This window comes from Pseudomonas sp. IPO3778 (assembly GCF_013386825.1).
GTDB lineage: Bacteria > Pseudomonadota > Gammaproteobacteria > Pseudomonadales > Pseudomonadaceae > Aquipseudomonas.
Map to the genome: position 1 here is coordinate 29,411 of NZ_JACARC010000011.1, position 20,487 is coordinate 49,897.

Sequence of the window (20,487 nt, forward strand, 5' to 3'; positions counted from 1 at the left end):
TTGTGTCCCTTAACCGCGTGGAGTCGCGACGGCTGCGAGCTTGGGCGCGGCTTTATCCGGCGCCACTTGCTCCAGGTTGCTGGCTTCAAGCGCTTGTCGTTGTTGTGCCAAGGCGGCGAGGGTTTCCTTGCTGGCCATCGGGATGGTTTCAGCAGCAACCGGCGATCCCGGGCGAACGCGCTGCAAGCCCTTGACGATGATCGTGTCGTCCTTGTTCAGGCCGCTGCGCACGATGCGCAAGCCTTCGATCTTCGGCCCCAGTTCCACGGCGCGGTAGGCCGGCTTGTCGCCGTCCATCACCAGCACGAACTTCTTGCCCAGGTCAGTGCCCACGGCCTCGTCGTTGATCAGCACGGCGGAGTAGGTGCCGCTGCCCACCAGCTTCAGGCGGGCATACAGGCCAGGGGTGTATTCGCCCTTGCTGTTATCGAACACGGCACGACCACGGATGGTGCCGGTGGCCGGGTTGACCTGGTTGTCGACGAAGTTCATCTGGCCCAGGTGCGGGTTGCCGTCTTCATTGGACAGGCCCAGGTACACCGGGGTGGTAGCACCACGGCGACCCTGGCGTGCGAGTTCGGTGTACTTGAGGTACACACGCTCATCGGCGTCGAAGTAGGCGTAGACCTTGTCGGTGGACACCACGCTGGTCAGCGGGGTGACGTCGGCGGTCACCAGGTTGCCGGCGGTGATCTCGGCACGGCTGACACGGCCGCTGATAGGCGAAGTGACGCGGGTGAAGCTCAGGTTCAGCTTGGCCAGGTCCAACTGCGCCTGGATACCCGCGACAGTGGCGTGGGCTTCCTGGGCGGCGGTGGTGCGCGAGTCGGCCAGTTCGGCGGAGATCGCATTGCTCTGGCGCAGGCGTTCGCCGCGCTGGGCTTCGTTATCGCTGCGGGTGGCGGCGGCTTTGGTTTGCGCGAGCTGTGCTTCGAGGCGGCGCACTTCAGCCTGGAACGGACGAGGGTCGATCTGGAACAGCAGGTCGCCTTTCTTCACCAGCGCGCCTTCAGTGAAGGCGACCTGATCGATCTGGCCCGACACCCGCGGACGAATCTGCACGGTTTCCGGCGCTTCGAGGCGGCCGGTGAACTCGTCCCACTCGTTGACCGGTTGTTCCAGCACCTTGGCCACGCTGACGTGGCTCGGTGGCATGGCGGCAGCTTGTTCCGGTGCCTTGCCGCAGGCGCTCATTACCACCACGGCCAAAATGGCCAGGGGAAAGCGCAAATGTTTGAGTGACTGTTCCATGAGGTACATCCGCCAATGTATTTAAGATGGGCGGATCATGCTCGGCGAGGTGCTATCTCACGAATCGAATGAAACAAAGGTAACTATCATTCGGAATGATATAAGCGTAAAGCAAGCCCTCTAGCATGGGGCTTTCGTTAGGGAGCTATCAATACGATTGATGACAAAGGACTGTTGCGCAGAATGCAAGGAACAGCACGGCCCTTAAACTGTCCTGCGGGCGTGCTATTCAAACGTGCACAGCGCCGGGTTGGTCGCTTTGCATTCGTTTCCGGTCCAGGCGCTGCCCACCGGCTTGGCATTGGCCTGGTTTTTCAGGGTCATGCTCACCGGTTCATGGTTCTGGTCCAGGTAGTGGCACGCCACCGAGGGCTGGCCCTTGTTACCCTGGATCACCGCCTTTTCAAACTGCACCTGGTGCAGGTCCGTCTGCTCCGTCATCGGGTTTTGCCCGGTCCATTGCAGGCCGCCGGGGCCGGTGGCCGCATAGACAACGACTTCCCCGGTAGCGGTTTTTTTGAACGCGTCGTTAATGGCGTTGCTGGCCGGGCACGCTCCGGTGGCTGCATAGGCGTTGCCAGCCAACGCCATCAGGGTCATCACGAGGGCTGAGGTCTTCTTGAACTCCCTATTCATCACGGGTGCTCCTGATCGGGCGAAATAGGCGTTGGCTGCATGCCACGTGATCTGAAGACTAGCCCAAACAGGCAGCGCCGGGCGCTGTTAAATCCACACGTCGTTGATCGCGGTGCGCTCGCCACCTTCGGCACCGGTGTTCAGCACGCCGCAGGGCTCGATCAACAGCAACTTGACCTCACCCAATGCGTGGGGCTTGTGCTCGACGCCTTTGGGTACCACGTACATTTCCCCTTGCCTGATCGTCACGGCGCCATCGCGAAAATCGATGCGCAGCGTGCCTTCCAGGACAATAAAGGTTTCATCGGTGTCGGCATGGTCGTGCCAGATGAAGTCACCTTCAATCTTCACCAACTTGAACTGGTAGTCGTTCATTTGCGCGACGACCTTTTGCGCCCATTGCTCGCTGAACAGGGTGTATTTTTGCGCGAAGTTGATCGGTGCGTAATTCGTCGAGGTGGAGGTGGCAGGCATTTGGAGGTTCCAGGGTTTCAATAGGCCAGGGCCCTAAGTTAGGCGCAACGGTCCCGCCGGATATTGAATGATCGTGCAGCGCGCAACGCCGTGGTGTGGACGCAACTGTTGGCTGGGCAACAGCAATCGGGCAGTTGTGGTTTACGCGGGACAGCGCACGGCCGACGGCTGTTTTCATCTGATTGATTCGATTGATATTTATTTATGGCATGGGCTCTGCAATGCACAGGTGAACCCTTTCACCCGTCGCTTCGCGGAGCCCTGTATGCCTTGCACTTTTTTCTCGCGTTCACGTTTTATCTGGCTTGGCGCAGCGCTGTTGCTGGGCCACGCCGCTGTGTCCCTGGCCGCGGAGGGCGACGACGCGGTGCCGTCCCTGGCCGGCAAGCGCATTGCCGTGAGCATGACCGGCACCAGTCACTACTTCGATATCAAGGCGTTCCAGGCCCAGGTCGACGAGATCAAGCGCCTCGGTGGCACGCCCATCACCCTCGACGCGGGGCGCAATGACAAGAACCTGGTGACTCAATTGCAAACCGTGGTCACCCAGAAACCCGACGCGGTGATCCAGACCCTCGGCACTCTCAGCGTGATCGACCCGTGGCTCAAGCGCATCAGCAAGGCCGGCATTCCGCTGTTCACCATTGATGCGCCGTCGCAGTACAGCCTCAACAACACCACCTCCGATAACGTTGCCACCGGCAAGGCCCTGGCCGACCAGTTGATCAAGGACGCCGGTGGCAAGGGCAAGATCCTGGTGTTCAACGGCTTCTACGGTGTGCCCGTGTGCGCGATTCGCTACGACCAGTTGAAGCTGGCGCTCAAGGATCACCCGCAACTGGAAATCATCCAGCCGGAGCTTCGGGATGTGATCCCCAACACGGTGCAGGATGCCTATTCCCAGGTGTCGGCGTTGCTCAACAAGTACCCGGCCGGCAGCGTCTCGGCGATCTGGGCCGCGTGGGACATTCCGCAGCTGGGAGCGAGCAAGGCGCTGATCGATGCCAAGCGCACCGAGATCAAGACCTACGGCGTGGACGGCACGCCGGAAGTGCTGGAGCTGCTGGGCCAGGCCAATTCGCCGGTAGGCGCGGTGGTGGCCCAGCAACCGGCGCTGATCGGCAAGACCGCCGTGCAGAACGTGGCCCGTTACCTGGCCGGGCAGCGCGACCTGCCCAAGGAAACCCACGTACCCACGCTGCTGACCACCGCCGCCAACCTGGCGCAGGTTCAGCAACTGCGGGGTGACTGATGGCAGCGGCCCCGGCGTTGCACCTGCAGCATCTGCGCAAGCGTTTCGGCGCCACCCTGGCGCTGGATGATGCGAGCCTGAAAGTCGAGCGCGGCACCATTCACGGCCTGGTGGGCGAGAACGGTGCCGGCAAGTCGACCCTGATCAAGGTCCTGGCGGGCATCCACAAGGCGGATGCGGGGCAGGTGAGCATTGACGGCCAGCCGTATGCCGCGTTGGCGCCGCGCCAGGTGGACGCGCTGGGTGTGCAGTTCATTCACCAGGAGCGGCTGTTGCCCGCGAGTTTTACCGTGGGCGAGGCGCTGTTCTTCGGGCATGAGTTACGCCGAGGTCCGTTTGTGGACCGGCGCCGGCAACAGCGCGAAGCCGAGCGCCTGCTGGCGGAATATTTTGAACTGCAACTGCCGGCCGGTGCGCTGGTGGGTGAGTTGAACAGCGCTGAACGCCAGGTGCTGCAAATCACCCGTGCACTGATCCGCAAGCCGAAGATCCTGGTGTTCGACGAGCCCAGCGTGGCCCTGGTCAAGCGTGAGGTCGACCAGTTGCTGCGGATCGTCAAGCGCCTGCGGGACCAGGGTTTGTCGATCCTCTACATCTCCCACTATTTGCAGGAAATCGACAGCCTGTGTGACGAGGTGACGGTGTTGCGCAACGGCCGTGATGTGGCGGTGGTGGAGCCACGCCATACCTCCAGCGCGCAGATTGCGCGGCTGATGGTCAATCGCGAGGTGCAGGACATGTACCCCAAGGCTCAGGTCGAACTCGGCGAGCCATTGTTGCAGGTGCGCGGGCTGAGCCTGGCCCGGCGTTACCGCCAGATCGACCTGGAACTGCGCCGGGGCGAAATCGTTGGCCTGACCGGGCTGGTCGGGTCGGGCGCCAAGGACCTGCTCAAGACCCTGTTTGGCGTGGTGCGGGCCGACAGCGGCAGCGTCCACCTTGACGGCCGTTTGTTACGCCTGCGTTCGCCCGGTGAGGCCATCGCCCAAGGGGTTGCCCTGGTGCCGGAAGAACGTCGCAGCCAGGGGATTGCGCCGCTGCTCTCGGTGCTGGAAAACCTCACCCTGGCCGGGCTTGAGCGCTTCAGCCGTTGGGGGTTGCTGAGCAAGCGCCAGGAACAGGCCGAAAGCGTGCGGCTGATCGAGGCGTTGGCGATCAAGGCCCCCGGCCCGCACGCCGCCGTCAGCCAGCTCAGCGGGGGCAACCAGCAGAAGGTGGCCCTGGGCAAATGGCTGAGCCGGCGCTCGGCGGTGTACCTGCTGGACGAGCCCTGCGTGGGGGTGGATGTGGGCGCCAAAGTCGAGATTTATCGCCTGATCGGGCGCCTGGTGGAAGAGGGCGCGGCGGTGCTGGTGTTGTCGTCGGACCTGCCCGAACTGCTGGGAATTTGCGACCGCATTGTGGTGTTGCATCGCGGCGAGATCGCCGGCCAATTCCAGGCCGGCGAGGCAGACAGTGATCAACTGTTGGCGTGTGCCACGGGTGCGGTGCAACCCAAGGTATCTGTGCCGGTGAAACGGGAGGTGGCGCATGTCCCTGCTTGAAACGGCGGCCCCGGGCTTGTCTCAGCGGTTGTGGGTGCTGCTATTGCGGCGTGGTTCGGTGGGCGTATTCCTCGCGATCCTGTTGGGGTTTGCGGTTGCCGCGCCGAACTTCCTGTCGGTGGGCAATATCGCCAATGTGTTCAGCCAGTCGGCCATTCTGGGCGTGCTTGCCTTTGGCCTGACCTGCGTGATTATCGGCGGCGGCTCCAACGTGGTGGCCGGCGGGCTCGACCTGTCGCTGGCGGCGAATCTTGGGTTGTGCGCGGCGGTGTTCAGCCGACTCAACAACGCCGGCCTTGAACTGTGGGCGAGCCTGCTGCTCACCTTGGGCTGTGGCCTGGCGGTGGGGCTGCTCAACGGCCTGGCCGTGGTGGTGCTGCGCCTGCCACCGTTGCTCGCAACCCTGGCCAGCATGAATGTACTGGCCGGGCTGGAGCTGGTGCTGACCGAAAACACCGTGGTGTCCACCGACTCACCGTTGCTCGATGTGCTCAGCGGCGGCACCTGGCTGGCCGTGCCGGCACTCGCGTGGGTGTTGCTGGTGACGGCCTTTGTACTGACGCTGTTGATTCAGCACACCGCCTATGGCTTGCGCCTGCATGCGGTCGGCGAGTATCCCCATGCCGCCGAGGCTGCCGGGATTCGAGTGCCGGCCTACGTACTTTCCAGCTATTTACTGTCGGGGCTGTGTGCGGCGCTGGCGGCGGTGTGTTCAGCGGCGTTTTTCAGCGGCAGCACCACCGGCTCCGGCGACATGCTGCTGTCGGTGGTGGCCATCGCGTTTCTCGGGGTGGTGTTTTCCCGGCGGCTGGTGGCGAGTATTCCCGGCACCTTGCTGGCGACCTTGTTGATCGGCTTTTTGATCAACGGGTTTCAGTTGCTCAACCTGTCGAGTTTCTGGGTCAACGGTGTGCAGGGGCTGTTGATTCTGCTGGTGGTCGCGGCGTCCAGTGCATTGAACCGGGGAGAGCATTCATGAGTGGGGTTTCAACGCTGCAAGCGCAGGGCGGCGGGTGGCGTGTGTTATTGCCCTTCACGTTGCCGCTGGTCTTTGTCGCCATCGTGGTGGTGTTCGCCTGGCAGGCACCGGGGTTTCTCAGTGGTGGCAACCTGAAAAGCCTGGTGCTGAATAACTTCGTGCTGCTGGCGATTGTGGCCATCGGCATGACCTACGCCGTGGCGGCCGGCGGCATTGATTTGTCGGTGGGCACGGCGCTGGATTTCGCCAGCTTCAGCTTTGTGGTGCTGCTGAATGCCGGGCACGGGTTGGGCATCGCAGTGGGCGGTGCGTTGGCGGCCGGGTTGCTGGTGGGGCTGTTCAATGCCGGGTTGATTGCCGGGCTGCGGATCAGCCCGTTCCTCGCCACCCTGGGCACCTTGTTTATCGGCACCAGCGCCCAACAATTGCTCTCGGACGGTGGCCAACCCATCTACATCGCCCAGGGTGTCAAACCGGAACTGGCGAGCTTCAGCCCGCTGGGTGTGCCGTTGCCGTTATTGATCGTGCTGGTGTTGGCGCTGGTCTACGGCCTGTTACTGGCCCGTGGGCGCCTGGGGCGCGAACTGCTGGCCCAGGGCACCCAGCCGCTGCTGGCGTACTACTCGGGGCTGTCGGTGCGGCGCATCGTCACCACCACGGTGCTGGCGGCGGCGCTGGCGTGCGCGGTGGCGGGGATTCTGCTCAGTTCGACGGTGAGCGCGTATGTGCCGTTGTCGGGCAATGCGTTCCTGCTGAACGCGATCGGCGCGGTGTTTATCGGCACCACGCTGAATCGCCAGGGCCGGGCGAATATCCCGGGCACGCTGCTGGGGGTGTTGTTTATCAACGTGATCGCCAATGGCCTGCTGCTGATCGGCTGGAATTTCTACTGGCAGCAGGTGGCCACGGGCGTGCTGATTTTTGTGGTGCTGGCCTTCAGCTTCGTGAGCCGAAGGATGGCCCAGCGGGCCTAGGGTTTATTCAGCCCTGAGCAGGGTCATGCTGGTTTTGACCAGGCCGCCAAGGTCGTTCTTGCTGGTAAAGAAGTAGCCATAGTCCTGCAGGTAAACCACCGTGCTGGTGGTGATGAGTTTTGCGCCGGTGCTGGTACAGCTCAGCTCCTTGGCGGAGCCACTCAGGTCTGCGTTGATCTTGCTGGCCGGCAGTTCGCGCTTGACCACGCAGGAATCGGTACGCGGCAGTACCCGGTCTTCTTCGGCGGTATTGCGGTTCAGCTCTTTCAGACTGAAGCCCAGGGTGGCGCCCACCGGCATCTGTTTCCAGTCACCCGTGAAGCTGAGCGCTTCGACGTTGCTGGCGTACGAGATAGTCAGGCCATCCCTTTTGGATTCGGCCTGGTAATTCAGATTGAACAGCCCGCGAAACATCACTTTTTGGGTGGTGTAGTATTTGCCGACTTCACGAACACGCACCTGTGCGCTGCGGGTATCCGGTTCAATGAACAACTCGGATTGCACGTTGCCGACGCCGAATTCGCTGCCCTGCACCAGGTGATGCAAGGGCTTGTTGGCGTTGGGCAGGCCCAGTGCGGTGATGGCGTCGAGCACCGGCGCCGGGATGGCGGGCGGCGTTACGGTCAGGGGGACCTGGGTGCGGGACGTTGCAACCGGTAGCTGCTCGAGTGCCGTTGAGGGCGTACAGGCGGCGTTCAAGAGGGCCTGGGTATCGGCGTCGGCGGCGCTGAACGGTTGGTCCTGGGGCGCTGTTTGCGTCTGGCCGAACGTCACCAGATTGTCGGTCGTGAGCCCGAAGGTGGCGAGGGTGCGATAGCTCTGGCGACTGCAACTGGCCTGCAAACGCATGCGCTGCTGGACGTAAGGCATCTTCTTTTGCTTGTTGATCAGAATGTGCGGCTCGTCGAACGCGCCCCAGAACTGCAACTGATCACCGGTGGATTTCAGGCTGGCACGGTCGATCAACAGCCAGCGCTCATTCGCTGCCCCTCTGACCACGCGCCAGTCCGGCCGGGGCGTGCGGGCACAGGCTTCGATAAAACCGGGGTTCTGTTGCAGATTAACGACCACCGCCGCCGTCAGGTCGCGCATCACCGTGAACCGTTCGGGCTGACCGTTGGCGGTCAGGGTGCCGGGAGACTCGATGAACAGCAGGTTTGCCGCCGGCGCGCTGCACGAGGCCCGAATCTGCGCAATATCCGGGGTGGTTGCGGTTTTGGCTGACACGATGTGCGCCTGGTAGCTCAGTTGGTCGCCATCGCGCATGACCGAATCCGCCAGCGGCGGCTGTTTGAGCATGTCGCCAAAGAGTGCCTGGCCATGGCTGACGGTGCTTGAGGGCTGAAGGCTGCAACCACTGAGCAGGCCAAGGGCGACAACAACCGCGATGCGTTTCATGAACCTTCCTTGCGATAGACGAAATCTCGATGAACAAAGGTTTTCGGCTGGCTGGGGCGGTTCTTGAGGGGGGAGTGAGGGCAAGACACCCGGGGCAAGCGCTCCCGGGGGCCTATTTTCTTTGTGGCGCTTATTTCTCCCAGTCGGCCTTGGGAATCAACAGGCCGTGGTTGCCGTTGTAGGCGGCGCGTTCAGGCTGTTTCCAGCCCTCCAGCAGCGCGTCGTCGAGGCGGTAGATTTCAACCCCCAGTGGCCGGCAGACCTTCAGCGGGTCTTCGGCGTCCGGCCCCCACATCGGCAGCGACAAGTCACCGCCGGGGCAGGTGGAGAGGGCGCACAGCAGGTCGATTTCGGCAAAGAACTCCAGGTAGTCGCCCTGCTTCGCCGGGCAGGCTTTCATGAAATACATGTCGTCGTGGTTGAGGCCGGTGCACTGGAAGATGTTCAGCACGTCGTGCACGTCGAACTCGGTCAGGCCGTGGGGCAGCACGGCGCGGGTCAGGTTGGAGTGGCAGTGGTGATGGAAGTCTTCGCCGGTGAGCATCTTGTTCACGTAAGGGTCGCAGCGCGTGCCCAGCAGGTCGTGCAGGCGCCCGCCGTGTTCGTCGATGCCGTAGTCGGCCAGGCTGTCGTCGGTGATGGTGACCATCGGCCGCAGAAAGGGCAGGTTCGACCACAGGCGGTCGTAGGTGGTGACGTGGGCGCCCTGGAGTTGGCGGGTGCGCGAGGCCCACATGCGTTCGCGGGGGTCGTTGGCGCTCCACACGTTGAAGTCGCCGACCTGCGGGCCCACCGGGGTGGTCACGCGGAACACATGGCCGGCGGGTACTTTCCAGGCGCGGCCGGTGCGGATCGGCACTTCGAATTGTTCGATCAGGGTGCGGCCGTCCCGGGACTCGCGCACGCGGTCATAGAAAGCTTTATCGACCTGCAAGGCGGCGCCTTTGCTGACTTGGTAGGCCGCTGGGTAGTCCTTGTACATGGTGGGTCCTCGCTTCAGGCTTTTGGGAGGCTGCTGATGATGTCCAGCAGCAGGGATTCGGAGTCGTTGAGGTAGCTGGCCAAGGCTTCGCCGGCCGCGTCCTTGTGGCCGTCAGCCAACAAGTCGTGGATCTGCCGGTCGCGCTCCAGCCAGGGTTTCTGGAAGGTTTCCTCGCTGGGTGCGTTGGAAAACACCAGGCGCATCTGGGCTGCGATATGGGTAAAAAACTCGTCCAGCAACGGGCTGCGCATCAGCCCGACGATGTGTTGGTGAAAACGCAGGCTGTGGGTACCGAAGGCCTGCCAGTTCTCACGGTCCTGGGCCAGTTGCGCGGCTTCGATGGACTCGAGCATCAGGTCGGACTGGTACTCGCGCAGCGGCTTGCTGGCCGCGATGGCCTGCAACTCCAGGGTGCGCCGCACCTTGAAGATGTCGCGCACTTCATCCACCCCCAGGCGGCGCACGATCACACCTTTATTGCGCACGTAACTGGTCAGGCCTTCACGGCCCAGGTGGTGCAAGGCTTCGCGCACGGTGTTGCGCGAGGCGTTGTAGGCGTTGACCAGCTCGCTTTCCACCAGCGGCATACCGGGCAGCAGGCGACCGCCGATGATGTCTTCGCGCAGTTCGATGGCAACCTGGTCGGCCAGCGACAGGCTGGGTTCCTTGGCTTGGCTCACAGTGGGGCTCCTTGGGCTCACGCCAGTTGGACGTCTTTGAGGAACTTGGTCATGCGCTCGCTGCGTTGTTCGAGCATGTCACGGGGGGCGGCGTCCTGGATAATCTCGCCGCCTTCCATGAACACCACGCGATCGGAGAGCTTGAACGCGAAGTTCATTTCATGGGTGACGATGACCATGGTCATGCCTTCGCGGGCCAGTTCCTCGATCACCGCCAGCACGTCGCCCACCAGTTCCGGGTCGAGGGCCGAGGTGGGTTCATCAAACAGCATCACCGAAGGCCGCATCGCCAGCGCCCGGGCAATCGCCACGCGCTGCTGCTGGCCGCCGGACAACTGGTGCGGGTATTTGCCCGCGTGCTCCAGCATGCCCACCTTGCGCAGCAGGGCCAGGCTCAACAGGCGCAATTCTTCACCGCCCCCATGGGCATGGTAGACGGGCGCCAGCATCACGTTCTCAAGCGCCGTCTTGTGGGGGAACAGGTTGAACCCCTGGAACACCATGCCCACCTGCACGATGCCACGCATATGCACCTTGTGCCCCAGCGCGCCTTGGGGTTCCTGGGTGCCGCGCAGGAACGGCTGGCCTTGCAGGGTGATTTCGCCGCGGTCCAGGCTTTCGAGGCCGTTCATGGTGCGAATCAGCGTGGTCTTGCCCGAGCCTGACGGGCCGATGATCGACACCACCTCGCCCCAGCGCACATTCAGCTCGACGCCCTTGAGCACTTCCAACTCGCCATAGGCCTTGCGCACGGCCCGGGCCTGCAAGGCGAACTCGCCGGGCTCGGCCTGGCCGCAGGCACGTGCCGTCGCCACCTGGTCGAGTTGGGCGGGGGCGATGACCTTGGGTTTGCGCCGGGTCACGTCCAGGTGGTTTTCCAGCACGCGCAGCAGCCAGCTGAACACCGTCACGATAAACACGTAGTAGAAGGCCACCGCCAGCATGGTCTCCATCACCAGGAAGTTCTGGGTGTAGAGCTGTTGGCCCACCAGCAGGATTTCCGAGAGCGAAATCACCGACACCAGCGAGGTGAGCTTGACGATGGTGATGTACTCGTTGGCCAGGGTCGGCAGCGCCACCCGCAGCGCCTGGGGCACCACAATCAACCGTTGCACGCCGCGATAACCCACGCCCAGGGCCTTGCCGGCTTCCCGCTGGCCCTTGACCACCGCCAGCAGGCCACCGCGATGGATCTCGGCGATGTAGGCCGCTTCACTCAGCACCAGGGCGATCAGGCCCGCCGAGTAAGGGTTGGACAACACCACGCTGGTGGACGGAAACACTTGGGGCAGGTTGTAGACGAAGATCAACAGGACCAGCAACGGCAGGCTGCGGAAGAACCAGATGTAGGCCCCGGCGCAGTCCCGCAGCCAGCGGCGTTCCGACTGCCGGGCGAGGGCCAGGAAAAACCCCAGCACAATGCCCAGCAGCCAGGTTTCCAGGCTCAGTTCGACCACGGTGCCGACGGCGCGCCAGAAGTCACCGTTCCATAACAAGCCCAGGGTGTAGTGCCAATCGAATTGCATACCGGTGCTCCGTGTTTCAGTTACCCAGTGCCGCACTGATTTCAGCGGCGTTCGGCTCGGCCAGGTTGTAGCGCGCGAGCAACTTGCCGTAGCTGCCATCCTGCTTGATCTGGTTCAGGGCGCCGGTCAGTTCCTGGAGCAACGCCGGGTTTTCCTTGCGCACGGCCAGGCCGACCACCACCGGGTAGATCAGCTCTTTGGAGCTGATCACGGTTTTGCCTTGCAGTTTTTCCACGGTGATCTTGGCCACCGCCGCGTCTTCCATCTGCACGTCCACCGCCTGGGCCAGCAGGGCCTGGGCCGCTTCCGGTGACGTTGGAAACTCGCGGGACTCGATCGCCGGCTTGCCGGCAGGGATGCAGTATTCAGCGGAGACCTTATTCAGCTTCGGCACCCAGGAGGCGCCCTTGATCGACCCGACGCGCTTGCCGCACAGGTCTTCCGGGCGCTGGGGTTTGAAGTCGCCGGCGCTGAGCACCATCAGCGAAGAACCGGTTTTCAGGTAGCTGAGGAACTCCACCTGCTTGGCACGTTCGGGCGTGACATACAGCGCCGAGGCCACCACGTCGAAACGCTGGGCATTGACGCCGAGGATCAGGTTGGCGAAACGGGTGTCGAGAAAGCGCGGTGTCAGCCCCAGCTGCTTGCCCATCAACTGCATGAACTCAGGGTCGAAACCCGCCGGGGTCTTTTGTTCAAGGTAGGTGTAAGGCGGGTAGGTGAGGTCGGAGCCGATCGACAGCTCGCCCGGTTTGAGGGTGCCCTTGATCTCGGCCGCCGACAGTAGCGGTGCCACACACGCCAGGGTGATCGCTAGCCCCAGGGTGCGCATGGTGTTCTTGCCCGTCAGACCTTTTTGCATGTTCGTTGCCTCGGTTGCTGGATGCAGGGGTGATTTGGATTGTTCAACAATCATGTATTAGTCAGTAAGCCTTTATCGTGCCAACTATTGGTTTTTAGGGGTTTTTGATGGGTTTTGACGGGGGTGAGGGTGCTTTTTTGTCGGCGCGCACACCAAATCGGGGCGATTCGTTACCGAGTGCTACGTTGTGGAGCAGGTTGTGGAGCAGGAATATTGCGGGGCATACAGAACGTACTTATTGATAAAGTGCCGGTTCAAAACCGAGAGTGAACCGCAATGACGTCGATGTCCCAACGCCGCTCAACCTTGATTGCCTTGTTGGTCGCCGTCACGTTTTTCATGGAGAACCTGGATGCCACGGTGATTGCTACCGCGTTGCCGGACATCGCCCGCACGTTTGGGGTAGGGGCGGTGGACGTGAACATCGGCATGAGCGCCTACATGCTCGCCGTCGCGGTGTTCATTCCCATCAGCGGCTGGCTGGCCGACCGCTTTGGCTCACGCCTGGTCTTTGGTTCGGCGATCGTGCTGTTCAGCCTGTCGTCGTTGCTGTGCGGATGGAGTGACAGCCTGCAGACCTTCGTCGCCGCCCGGGTGTTGCAGGGCATCAGCGGGGCGATGATGGTGCCGGTGGGGCGCCTGGCGGTGCTGCGCACCACCGAGAAAAAAGACCTGGTGCGGGCGATTTCATTTATCACCTGGCCCGGGTTGGTGGCGCCGATACTCGGGCCGCCGGTGGGTGGCTTTATTGTCACCCATGCGTCCTGGCCGTGGATTTTCTACCTCAACCTGCCGCTGGGCCTGCTGACCCTGATCGCCACGTGGGTGTTGATCCCCAAACATGACGAGGTCGACACCAGGGCGTTCGATTTCAGGGGCTTCCTGCTGGTGGGCGTCGCCAGTGCGGCGCTGCTGTACGGTGTCGAACTGCTTGGGCAAAGCCGTGGCAGTTTGGTGCAGGGCCTGTTGCTGAGTGGTGCCGGGCTGATGCTGGGGGGCTTTGCCTGGCGGCATATGCGTCGGCAGGCGCAACCCCTGCTGGCGCTGGCCGTGGTGAGCGTGCGCACCTTCAGTGTGTGCCTGTGTGGCGGGTCGATTTTCCGGGTGGCCATCAGCACCTTGCCGTTCCTGTTGCCGCTGATGTTTCAACTGGCCTTTGGCCTTTCTGCCTTCGATGCGGGGTTGCTGGTGCTGGCGGTATTTGCCGGCAACCTGGCGATGAAACCGTTCACCACGTCGGTGATGCAGCGCTGGGGCTTTCGCCCGGTGCTGATGATCAACGGCATTCTTGGCGTGTTGGCGATTGCGGCCTGTGCGTTGCTGGACCCGCGCATGAGCTGGGCACTGATCCTGTTCATTCTGTTCGTGGGCGGCCTGTCACGCTCCATGCAGTTCACCTTGTTCAATACCCTGGGGTTTGCCGATATACCCAAGGCGCAGATGAGCGACGCCTCAACCTTGTTCAGCATGTTTTTCCAGTTGAGCATGGCCATGGGGGTGGCGATCGGGGCGCTGTTGTTACGTTTTGCCATGAATTTACACGGCAACACCGGGCAGGCCGCGACCGCTGATTTCCAGCTGACATTTTTGTGGGTGGCGGTGATCGCGGGCGTGGCGCTGCTGGATAACCTGCGGTTGCCGCCCCGGGCCGGTGAGTCGGTGCTGCAACGCAAGTGAGCCACCATACCTTCGGGGTATGAAACAACACCTATTGAATATTGGACGGCATGCATCCTGCGCAGCAACCTGCCAAGACGTACAGCCGCAGGGCCCATAACAATAAAAGGCGCAACCATGACCGTGCTATTGAGTGAGCGCAGCCAGATTTTCGACCGTGCAGATGCCTACGCAGTCTCTGACTACGTGAACCAGCACGTCGGCAGCCACTGTATCCGCCTGCCGCCCAAGGGCCGCCCCCAGGCGAGCATCAGCCACCGGACCTTTTCCAGCCTGGACCTGTGCCGTATCAGCTACGGCGCGCCGGTGCGGGTAACGTCACCGGCCCTGGAAACCATCTACCACCTGCAGATTCTGCTGCACGGCCACTGCCGTTCGAACGCCCGTGGCGAAGAGCAGGTCCTGGGCCCCGGGGAAGTACTGCTGATCAACCCGGATGACCCGGTAGACCTGACCTATTCCGCCGATTGCGAAAAATTCATCATCAAAGTGCCCGTGCGCCTCCTGGAAAACGCCTGCCTCGAGCAGCACTGGACGTTGCCGCAGCCGGGCATCCGTTTTGCGGCTTCGCGCCACGCGCTCACCGAGATGGGCGGGTTCCTGCCATTGCTGGGGCTGATCTGCCACGAGGCTGAAAACGCCGCCGAGCCGGAAGTACAGGGCCTGTATGAGCGCATCGTGGCCAATAAGCTGCTGGCGCTGTTGGCCAGTAACGTCCTGCGGGTGATCCCCCGGCCCCAGCAAGGCGGCGGCTTTGAAGCGGTGCGCCAGTTTATCGAGGAGCACCTGACCGACGACATCAGCGTCGAACAATTGATGGCCGTCGCCAGGGTCAGCGAGCGGTCGCTGTATAGCCTGTTTGAACGCCAGGTCGGCCTGTCGCCCCGGGACTACCTGCGCCAGCGCAAGCTGGAGCGGGTGCACGCCATGTTGCAACTGGCCACGGCCCGCAGCGTCACCGAGGTGGCACTGGACCATGGCTTCGTGCACCTGGGGCGTTTCTCCGAGGCCTATCGCAAACGCTTCGGCGAGCTGCCTTCCCAGACGTGGAAGCGCCGGCTTGCGCCAGGCGGATAGCGAATTGCAGTCAGCGGATATTGAGGCCTAGAGCAAGCACATAAGGTGGGGTGGCCTGATACAAGAACAACGGAGGGCCTGCCCCATGATCAGCACATTCGACCGACTCGCCTCGCAACTGCGTGACTCCGTCCAGGAAGACCCCGCCACCGGGGTGTTCCGCTGCCGCCGCGACATCTTTACCGACCCCGACCTGTTTGCCCTGGAGATGAAGCACATCTTTGAAGGGGGTTGGGTCTACCTGGCTCATGAAAGCCAGGTGCTTGAGATCAACGACTACTTCACCACCTGGATCGGCCGCCAGCCCGTGGTCATCACCCGCGACAAACAGGGCACGCTCCACGGCCTGGTCAACGCCTGTGCCCACCGCGGTGCCATGCTCTGCCGCCGCAAACAAGGCAACAAAGGCTCGTTTACCTGCCCGTTCCACGGCTGGACCTTCAGCAACGCCGGCAAGCTGCTCAAAGTGAAAGACGCCAAGACCGGCGCCTATCCCGACAGTTTTGACTGTGACGGCTCCCACGACCTCAAGCGCCTTGGCCGCTTCGAAAACTACCGCGGCTTTCTGTTCGGCAGCCTCAGCGAAGCAGTGCCGGAACTCAGCGATTACCTGGGTGAAACCCGGGTGATCATCGACCAGATGGTCGACCAGGCACCCCAGGGCCTGGAAGTGCTGCGGGGCAGTTCATCGTATGTGTATGACGGCAACTGGAAGCTGCAGATCGAGAACGGCGCCGACGGTTATCACGTCAGCTCCGTGCACTGGAACTACTCGGCGACCATGGGCCGGCGCAACTACGAAGCCGAAGGCACGCGCACCGTGGACGCCAATGGCTGGTCGAAAAGCCTGGGCGGCGTGTACGCCTATGACCATGGCCATATCCTGCTGTGGACGCGCCTGCTCAACCCCGAAGTGCGCCCGGTGCATGCCCACCGCGAGGCGTTGGCCGAGCGCCTGGGCCAGGCGCGTGCCGACTTTATCGTCGATCAAACCCGCAACCTGTGCCTCTACCCGAATGTGTACCTGATGGACCAGTTCTCCACGCAGATCCGCGTGGTGCGGCCGATTGCCGTGGACAAGACCGAAGTCACCATCTACTGCATGGCGCCCAAGGGCGAAAGTGCCGAGGAGCGCACCACGCGCATTCGCCAGTACGAAGACTTCTTCAACGTCAGCGGCATGGGTACCCCAGACGACCTGGAGGAATTCCGCGCCTGCCAGACCGGCTACCAGGGCGCGACCACTCTGTGGAATGACCTCAGTCGCGGCGCCAAGCAGTGGGTCGAAGGCCCTGACGAAAACGCCCGGGCCATGGGCATGAACCCGCAGCTCAGTGGCGTAAAAACCGAAGATGAAGGCCTGTTTGTCCGCCAGCACGCCCATTGGGCGCAAAGCCTGCAACGCGCGATCGAGCGCGAGCGACAAGGCGTGATCGCCACGGACAAGGCGGTGCTGTCATGAGCCTGTCCCGTGACCGCCTGCTGGACTTTCTGTACCGCGAAGCCCGCCTGCTGGATGACCGCCAGTGGGACGAGTGGCTCGACTGCTACTCACCCCAGGTCGAGTACTGGATGCCGGCGTGGGACGACCACGACACCCTGACCGAAGACCCCCAGAGCGAAATCTCGCTGATCTATTACCCCAGCCGCGACGGCCTGGAAGACCGCGTGTTCCGGATCAAGACCGAACGCTCCAGCGCCAGCACCCCGGAGCCCCGCACCGCGCACCTGATCACCAACCTCGAAGTGCTGGCCGATGACGGCCAGCACGTGGAACTGCGTTTCAACTGGCAAACCCTCAGCCATCGCTACAAGACCACGGACATGTATTTCGGCACCTCGTTCTACCGCCTGGACATTCGCGGCGACCAACCGCTGATCACACGCAAGAAGGTGGTGCTGAAAAACGATTACATCCACCAGGTCATCGATATCTATCACATCTGAGGACACGCCCATGACGTATTCCATCGCCCTGAACTTCGAGGACGGCGTGACCCGTTTCATCGATTGCAAGGTGGGTGAAAAGGTCCTCGATGCGGCCTTTCGCCAACGCATCAACCTGCCCATGGACTGCTCGGACGGTGTCTGCGGCACCTGCAAATGCCGCTGTGAAACCGGTGCCTATGACCTGGGTGACGACTACATCGACGACGCCCTGAGCGAGGACGAAGCCAGTGAACGCCAGGTATTGACCTGCCAGATGGTGCCGCAGTCCGACTGCGTGATTGCCGTGCCGGTACCGTCGGGTGCCTGCAAAACCGGCACCGCGCAGTTTGCCGCGACCGTTGCGAGCATTACCCGGCACGCCGATGCGGCGCTGGAAGTCAGATTCGAACTGGACCAGGCACCGGTCTTTCTGCCGGGCCAGTACGTGAATATCGGCGTGCCCGACAGCGGGCAGACCCGCTCGTATTCCTTCAGCAGCAAGCCCGGCGACAAGCACGCCAGCTTTTTGATCAAGCATGTGCCGGGCGGGCTGATGAGTGGCTGGCTGGAGCGCGCACAGCCGGGGGATGGGGTGCCGATGACCGGGCCACTGGGCAGTTTTTACCTGCGTGAAGTGGCCCGCCCGTTGCTGTTGCTGGCGGGCGGCACCGGGCTGGCGCCGTTCCTGTCGATGCTGGAAGTGCTGGCCGAACGTGGGGAAGCCCGGCCGGTCACGCTGATCTACGGCGTGACCCGGGACCAGGACCTGGTGATGGTCGAGGTGCTGGATGCCTTCGCCAAACGCTTGGCTAATTTCAGCTTCGTCACCTGCGTGGCCGACCCGCAGACCGCGCACCCGCAGCAGGGTTATGTCACCCAGCACATGGCCGCCGACGTGCTGAATGACGGCGACGTGGACGTGTACCTGTGCGGGCCGCCGCCGATGGTCGACGCCGTACGCCAGCACTTCAAGCAGCAGGGCGTCACCCCCGCGAGCTTCCACTACGAGAAGTTCACCCCCAACGCCATCGTCACCGGCGACGCCGCCTGAGGAGCCCTCCCATGAATCCACGTTTCAACACCAAGGTCGCGCTGGTCACCGGCGCCGCCCAGGGCATCGGTCGCCGGGTTGCCGAGCGTCTGCTGGAAGAGGGCGCCTGGCTGGTGGCGGTCGACCGTTCGGAACTTGTGCATGAATTGCAGCATGCGCGGGCGCTGGTCCTTACCGCCGACCTTGAGCAGCATGCCGAGTGCGCGCGGGTGATGGCCGCCGCCAAGGCGCGTTTCGGGCGCATCGACATTCTGGTCAACAACGTGGGCGGCACCATCTGGGCCAAGCCGTTCGAGCACTACGCCGAGCCTGAAATCGAGGCTGAAGTGCGCCGCTCGCTGTTCCCGACCCTGTGGTGCTGCCATTGCGTGTTGCCGTACATGCTGGAGCAGGGCAGTGGTGCCATCGTCAATGTCTCGTCCGTGGCCACGCGCGGGGTGAATCGCGTGCCCTATGGCGCGGCCAAGGGTGGCGTGAACGCCCTGACCGCCTGCCTGGCCCTGGAGACTGCCGGCAGCGGCATCCGCGTGAATGCCACCGCACCGGGCGGCACCGAAGCGCCACCCCGGCGCATTCCGCGCAACAGCCAGCCACAGAGCGACCAGGAGCGCGTCTGGTACCAACAGATCGTCGACCAGACCCTGGACAGCAGCCCGATGAAACGCTACGGCAGCATCGACGAGCAAGCCGGCGCCATTCTGTTTCTTGCCTCCGATGACGCCTCTTACATCACCGGCGTGACCTTGCCGGTAGGAGGTGGCGACCTCGGCTGATCCACCGCTGTACCTGCAGACACTGACTCACAACAACAATAATGAGAGCACTGCCATGCGTACCCACGACGTCAATTCGATTATCGATAACGCCCGTTTCAACCGTTTCCACTGGCTGGTGGTCAGCCTGTGTGCCTTGCTGTTGATCTTTGACGGCTATGACTTGTTTATCTACGGCGTGGTCTTGCCGTCGATCATGAAGGAGTGGGGGCTGACGCCCTTGCAGGCCGGCGCGCTGGGCAGCTATGCGCTGTTTGGCATGATGTTCGGGGCGCTGATTTTCGGCAGCCTGGCCGACAAGTTCGGCCGCCGCAAAGGCATCGCCATCTGTTTTGCGTTATTCAGCGTCGCCACGGTGATCAATGGCTTTGCCAGCAACCCCACTGAGTTTGGTATTTGCCGGTTTATCGCCGGGCTCGGCTGTGGCGGCCTGATGCCGAATGCGGCCGCGCTGATTACGGAATACGCGCCGAAGAAACGGCGCAGCATCCTGATGGCGGTGATGTTTGGTGGTTACTCCCTGGGCGGCATGCTCTCGGCCGGTGTGGGGATTTTCATGCTGCCGCGTTTTGGCTGGTCGTCGATGTTCTTTGCGGCGGCGATCCCGCTGCTGCTGATGCCGTTGATTGTGTATTGGCTGCCCGAGTCCATCGGGTTCCTGATCCGCCAGGGCCGCCAGGAACAGGCGCGGGCGCTGCTCAAGCGGCTGTCGCCGGATACCCGGATCGACCCGGACGATGAGCTGCACATCAGCGCCGGCAAAGGCAAGGGCGCCTCGGTGGTGGAGCTGTTTCGCCATGGCCTGGCCTTGAGGACGGCGGCGATCTGGGTCGCGTTTTTCTGCTGCCTGTTGATGGTCTACGCCCTGAGTTCGTGGCTGCCCAAACTGATGGCGGGTGCCGGTTACAGCCTGGGATCGAGCCTGTCGTTCCTGCTGGCCCTGAACTTTGGCGGCATCGCCGGGGCGCTTGTGGGCGGTTGGCTGTGTGACCGGCTTAACCTGGTGAAGGTGGTGATCGGCTTTTTTATCGCCGCGCTGGTGTCCATCAGCCTGCTGGGCATCAAGAGCCCCATGCCGGTGCTGTACCTGCTGATCTTTTTTGCCGGCGCCACCACCATCGGCACGCAGATCCTGCTGTACGCCGGTGCCGCACAACTCTATGGCTTGAGCATTCGAGCCACGGGCCTGGGCTGGGCGTCCGGCATCGGCCGCACCGGCGCCATCGTCGGGCCGCTGCTGGGCGGCGCATTGATGGGGATTGAACTGCCCCTGCACCTGAACTTCATGGCCTTTGCCATTCCCGGGGCGATCGCCGTGCTGGCGATGACCGGGTATGCCCTGAATGAGCGTCGAGGCCAGCCTGCGGGGATAGCCGCACAGGCGCAGTGATTTACAGATCTGTCGATAACAATAACTAAGAG

19 protein-coding genes are annotated in these 20,487 nt (G+C 62.7%); 11 read left to right on the forward strand and 8 right to left on the reverse strand.

What is annotated here, in order from left to right:
- Positions 1-9 precede the first annotated feature (9 nt).
- The 3 genes from mexE to HX855_RS03365 all read right to left on the reverse strand — a co-directional run bounded on the left by mexE (position 10) and on the right by HX855_RS03365 (position 2,361).
- The gene (gene mexE / locus HX855_RS03355; RefSeq protein ID WP_177084913.1) at positions 10-1,251 is read right to left on the reverse strand and encodes a multidrug efflux RND transporter periplasmic adaptor subunit MexE; all 1,242 of its coding nucleotides are present in this window, start codon (positions 1,249-1,251) and stop codon (positions 10-12) included.
- A 225-nt stretch (positions 1,252-1,476) separates the two neighbouring features.
- A complete protein-coding gene (locus tag HX855_RS03360; RefSeq protein ID WP_177084915.1) occupies positions 1,477-1,887 on the reverse strand; it encodes a DUF3757 domain-containing protein in 411 nt (136 codons plus the stop codon).
- An 87-nt stretch (positions 1,888-1,974) separates the two neighbouring features.
- Positions 1,975-2,361 (reverse strand): cupin domain-containing protein, encoded by a 387-nt coding sequence (locus HX855_RS03365; RefSeq protein WP_177084917.1) that lies wholly within the window; start codon positions 2,359-2,361, stop codon positions 1,975-1,977.
- Between the two features lie 265 nt (positions 2,362-2,626).
- On the opposite strand from HX855_RS03365, the gene HX855_RS03370 reads away from it, so the two are divergent.
- The 4 genes from HX855_RS03370 to HX855_RS03385 are packed head-to-tail and all read left to right on the forward strand — an operon-like array spanning position 2,627 to position 7,110.
- Positions 2,627-3,613, forward strand: coding sequence for a sugar ABC transporter substrate-binding protein (locus tag HX855_RS03370; protein WP_177084918.1), 987 nt, complete (start codon positions 2,627-2,629; stop codon positions 3,611-3,613).
- Positions 3,613-5,157, forward strand: coding sequence for a sugar ABC transporter ATP-binding protein (locus tag HX855_RS03375; protein ID WP_177084919.1), 1,545 nt, complete (start codon positions 3,613-3,615; stop codon positions 5,155-5,157). The genes HX855_RS03370 and HX855_RS03375 overlap by 1 nt, the downstream gene beginning before the upstream one ends.
- Positions 5,144-6,136, forward strand: a complete 993-nt coding sequence (locus tag HX855_RS03380) for an ABC transporter permease (protein ID WP_177084920.1) — start codon at positions 5,144-5,146, stop codon at positions 6,134-6,136. The genes HX855_RS03375 and HX855_RS03380 overlap by 14 nt, the downstream gene beginning before the upstream one ends.
- Positions 6,133-7,110, forward strand: a complete 978-nt coding sequence (locus HX855_RS03385) for an ABC transporter permease (protein ID WP_177084921.1) — start codon at positions 6,133-6,135, stop codon at positions 7,108-7,110. The genes HX855_RS03380 and HX855_RS03385 overlap by 4 nt, the downstream gene beginning before the upstream one ends.
- 3 nt (positions 7,111-7,113) lie before the next feature.
- On the opposite strand, the gene HX855_RS03390 is transcribed toward HX855_RS03385, so the two are convergent.
- The 5 genes from HX855_RS03390 to HX855_RS03410 form a co-directional block, all read right to left on the reverse strand.
- Positions 7,114-8,508 (reverse strand): hypothetical protein, encoded by a 1,395-nt coding sequence (locus HX855_RS03390; RefSeq protein WP_177084922.1) that lies wholly within the window; start codon positions 8,506-8,508, stop codon positions 7,114-7,116.
- A gap of 130 nt (positions 8,509-8,638) precedes the next feature.
- Complete coding sequence (locus HX855_RS03395) at positions 8,639-9,490, reverse strand: DUF1989 domain-containing protein (protein WP_177084923.1); 852 nt, start codon at positions 9,488-9,490, stop codon at positions 8,639-8,641.
- Between the two features lie 14 nt (positions 9,491-9,504).
- Positions 9,505-10,170: a GntR family transcriptional regulator gene (locus tag HX855_RS03400; RefSeq protein ID WP_177084925.1), complete on the reverse strand. Its 666-nt coding sequence runs from the start codon at positions 10,168-10,170 to the stop codon at positions 9,505-9,507.
- 17 nt (positions 10,171-10,187) lie between these two features.
- The gene (locus HX855_RS03405) at positions 10,188-11,696 is read right to left on the reverse strand and encodes an amino acid ABC transporter permease/ATP-binding protein (RefSeq protein ID WP_177084926.1); all 1,509 of its coding nucleotides are present in this window, start codon (positions 11,694-11,696) and stop codon (positions 10,188-10,190) included.
- Between the two features lie 16 nt (positions 11,697-11,712).
- Positions 11,713-12,558 (reverse strand): ABC transporter substrate-binding protein, encoded by an 846-nt coding sequence (locus HX855_RS03410; protein WP_177084928.1) that lies wholly within the window; start codon positions 12,556-12,558, stop codon positions 11,713-11,715.
- A gap of 276 nt (positions 12,559-12,834) precedes the next feature.
- Between HX855_RS03410 and HX855_RS03415 the strand changes: the two genes are divergently transcribed.
- From HX855_RS03415 to HX855_RS03445, 7 genes are all read left to right on the forward strand, one after another.
- On the forward strand, positions 12,835-14,235 hold the full coding sequence (locus HX855_RS03415) for an MFS transporter (RefSeq protein WP_177084930.1): 1,401 nt from the start codon (positions 12,835-12,837) through the stop codon (positions 14,233-14,235).
- A 117-nt stretch (positions 14,236-14,352) separates the two neighbouring features.
- Positions 14,353-15,312 (forward strand): AraC family transcriptional regulator, encoded by a 960-nt coding sequence (locus HX855_RS03420; RefSeq protein ID WP_177084932.1) that lies wholly within the window; start codon positions 14,353-14,355, stop codon positions 15,310-15,312.
- A gap of 85 nt (positions 15,313-15,397) precedes the next feature.
- Entirely contained in the window at positions 15,398-16,774 is a 1,377-nt protein-coding gene (locus HX855_RS03425) for a Rieske 2Fe-2S domain-containing protein (RefSeq protein ID WP_177084934.1), read from the forward strand.
- Positions 16,771-17,259: a benzoate 1,2-dioxygenase small subunit gene (benB, locus tag HX855_RS03430; RefSeq protein ID WP_177084936.1), complete on the forward strand. Its 489-nt coding sequence runs from the start codon at positions 16,771-16,773 to the stop codon at positions 17,257-17,259. The genes HX855_RS03425 and benB overlap by 4 nt, the downstream gene beginning before the upstream one ends.
- 10 nt (positions 17,260-17,269) lie before the next feature.
- On the forward strand, positions 17,270-18,292 hold the full coding sequence (gene benC, locus HX855_RS03435; protein WP_177084938.1) for a benzoate 1,2-dioxygenase electron transfer component BenC: 1,023 nt from the start codon (positions 17,270-17,272) through the stop codon (positions 18,290-18,292).
- Positions 18,293-18,303: 11 nt separating this feature from the next.
- Positions 18,304-19,065, forward strand: a complete 762-nt coding sequence (locus HX855_RS03440) for a 1,6-dihydroxycyclohexa-2,4-diene-1-carboxylate dehydrogenase (protein ID WP_177084940.1) — start codon at positions 18,304-18,306, stop codon at positions 19,063-19,065.
- A gap of 55 nt (positions 19,066-19,120) precedes the next feature.
- Complete coding sequence (locus HX855_RS03445) at positions 19,121-20,455, forward strand: MFS transporter (RefSeq protein ID WP_177084942.1); 1,335 nt, start codon at positions 19,121-19,123, stop codon at positions 20,453-20,455.
- Positions 20,456-20,487 lie beyond the last annotated feature (32 nt).

What these genes read in the sequence shown, in the direction of transcription:
- HX855_RS03360 (WP_177084915.1), bottom strand. Translation starts at nt 1,887, where the DNA reads ATGAATAGGGAGTTCAAGAAGACCTCAGCCCTCGTGATGACCCTGATG.
- HX855_RS03370 (WP_177084918.1), top strand. Translation starts at nt 2,627, where the DNA reads ATGCCTTGCACTTTTTTCTCGCGTTCACGTTTTATCTGGCTTGGCGCA.
- HX855_RS03390 (WP_177084922.1), bottom strand. Translation starts at nt 8,508, where the DNA reads ATGAAACGCATCGCGGTTGTTGTCGCCCTTGGCCTGCTCAGTGGTTGC.
- HX855_RS03425 (WP_177084934.1), top strand. Translation starts at nt 15,398, where the DNA reads ATGATCAGCACATTCGACCGACTCGCCTCGCAACTGCGTGACTCCGTC.
- HX855_RS03375 (WP_177084919.1), top strand. Translation starts at nt 3,613, where the DNA reads ATGGCAGCGGCCCCGGCGTTGCACCTGCAGCATCTGCGCAAGCGTTTC.
- HX855_RS03395 (WP_177084923.1), bottom strand. Translation starts at nt 9,490, where the DNA reads ATGTACAAGGACTACCCAGCGGCCTACCAAGTCAGCAAAGGCGCCGCC.
- HX855_RS03445 (WP_177084942.1), top strand. Translation starts at nt 19,121, where the DNA reads ATGCGTACCCACGACGTCAATTCGATTATCGATAACGCCCGTTTCAAC.
- HX855_RS03380 (WP_177084920.1), top strand. Translation starts at nt 5,144, where the DNA reads ATGTCCCTGCTTGAAACGGCGGCCCCGGGCTTGTCTCAGCGGTTGTGG.
- HX855_RS03385 (WP_177084921.1), top strand. Translation starts at nt 6,133, where the DNA reads ATGAGTGGGGTTTCAACGCTGCAAGCGCAGGGCGGCGGGTGGCGTGTG.
- HX855_RS03420 (WP_177084932.1), top strand. Translation starts at nt 14,353, where the DNA reads ATGACCGTGCTATTGAGTGAGCGCAGCCAGATTTTCGACCGTGCAGAT.
- HX855_RS03440 (WP_177084940.1), top strand. Translation starts at nt 18,304, where the DNA reads ATGAATCCACGTTTCAACACCAAGGTCGCGCTGGTCACCGGCGCCGCC.
- HX855_RS03405 (WP_177084926.1), bottom strand. Translation starts at nt 11,696, where the DNA reads ATGCAATTCGATTGGCACTACACCCTGGGCTTGTTATGGAACGGTGAC.
- HX855_RS03415 (WP_177084930.1), top strand. Translation starts at nt 12,835, where the DNA reads ATGACGTCGATGTCCCAACGCCGCTCAACCTTGATTGCCTTGTTGGTC.
- mexE (WP_177084913.1), bottom strand. Translation starts at nt 1,251, where the DNA reads ATGGAACAGTCACTCAAACATTTGCGCTTTCCCCTGGCCATTTTGGCC.
- benB (WP_177084936.1), top strand. Translation starts at nt 16,771, where the DNA reads ATGAGCCTGTCCCGTGACCGCCTGCTGGACTTTCTGTACCGCGAAGCC.
- HX855_RS03410 (WP_177084928.1), bottom strand. Translation starts at nt 12,558, where the DNA reads ATGCAAAAAGGTCTGACGGGCAAGAACACCATGCGCACCCTGGGGCTA.
- HX855_RS03365 (WP_177084917.1), bottom strand. Translation starts at nt 2,361, where the DNA reads ATGCCTGCCACCTCCACCTCGACGAATTACGCACCGATCAACTTCGCG.
- benC (WP_177084938.1), top strand. Translation starts at nt 17,270, where the DNA reads ATGACGTATTCCATCGCCCTGAACTTCGAGGACGGCGTGACCCGTTTC.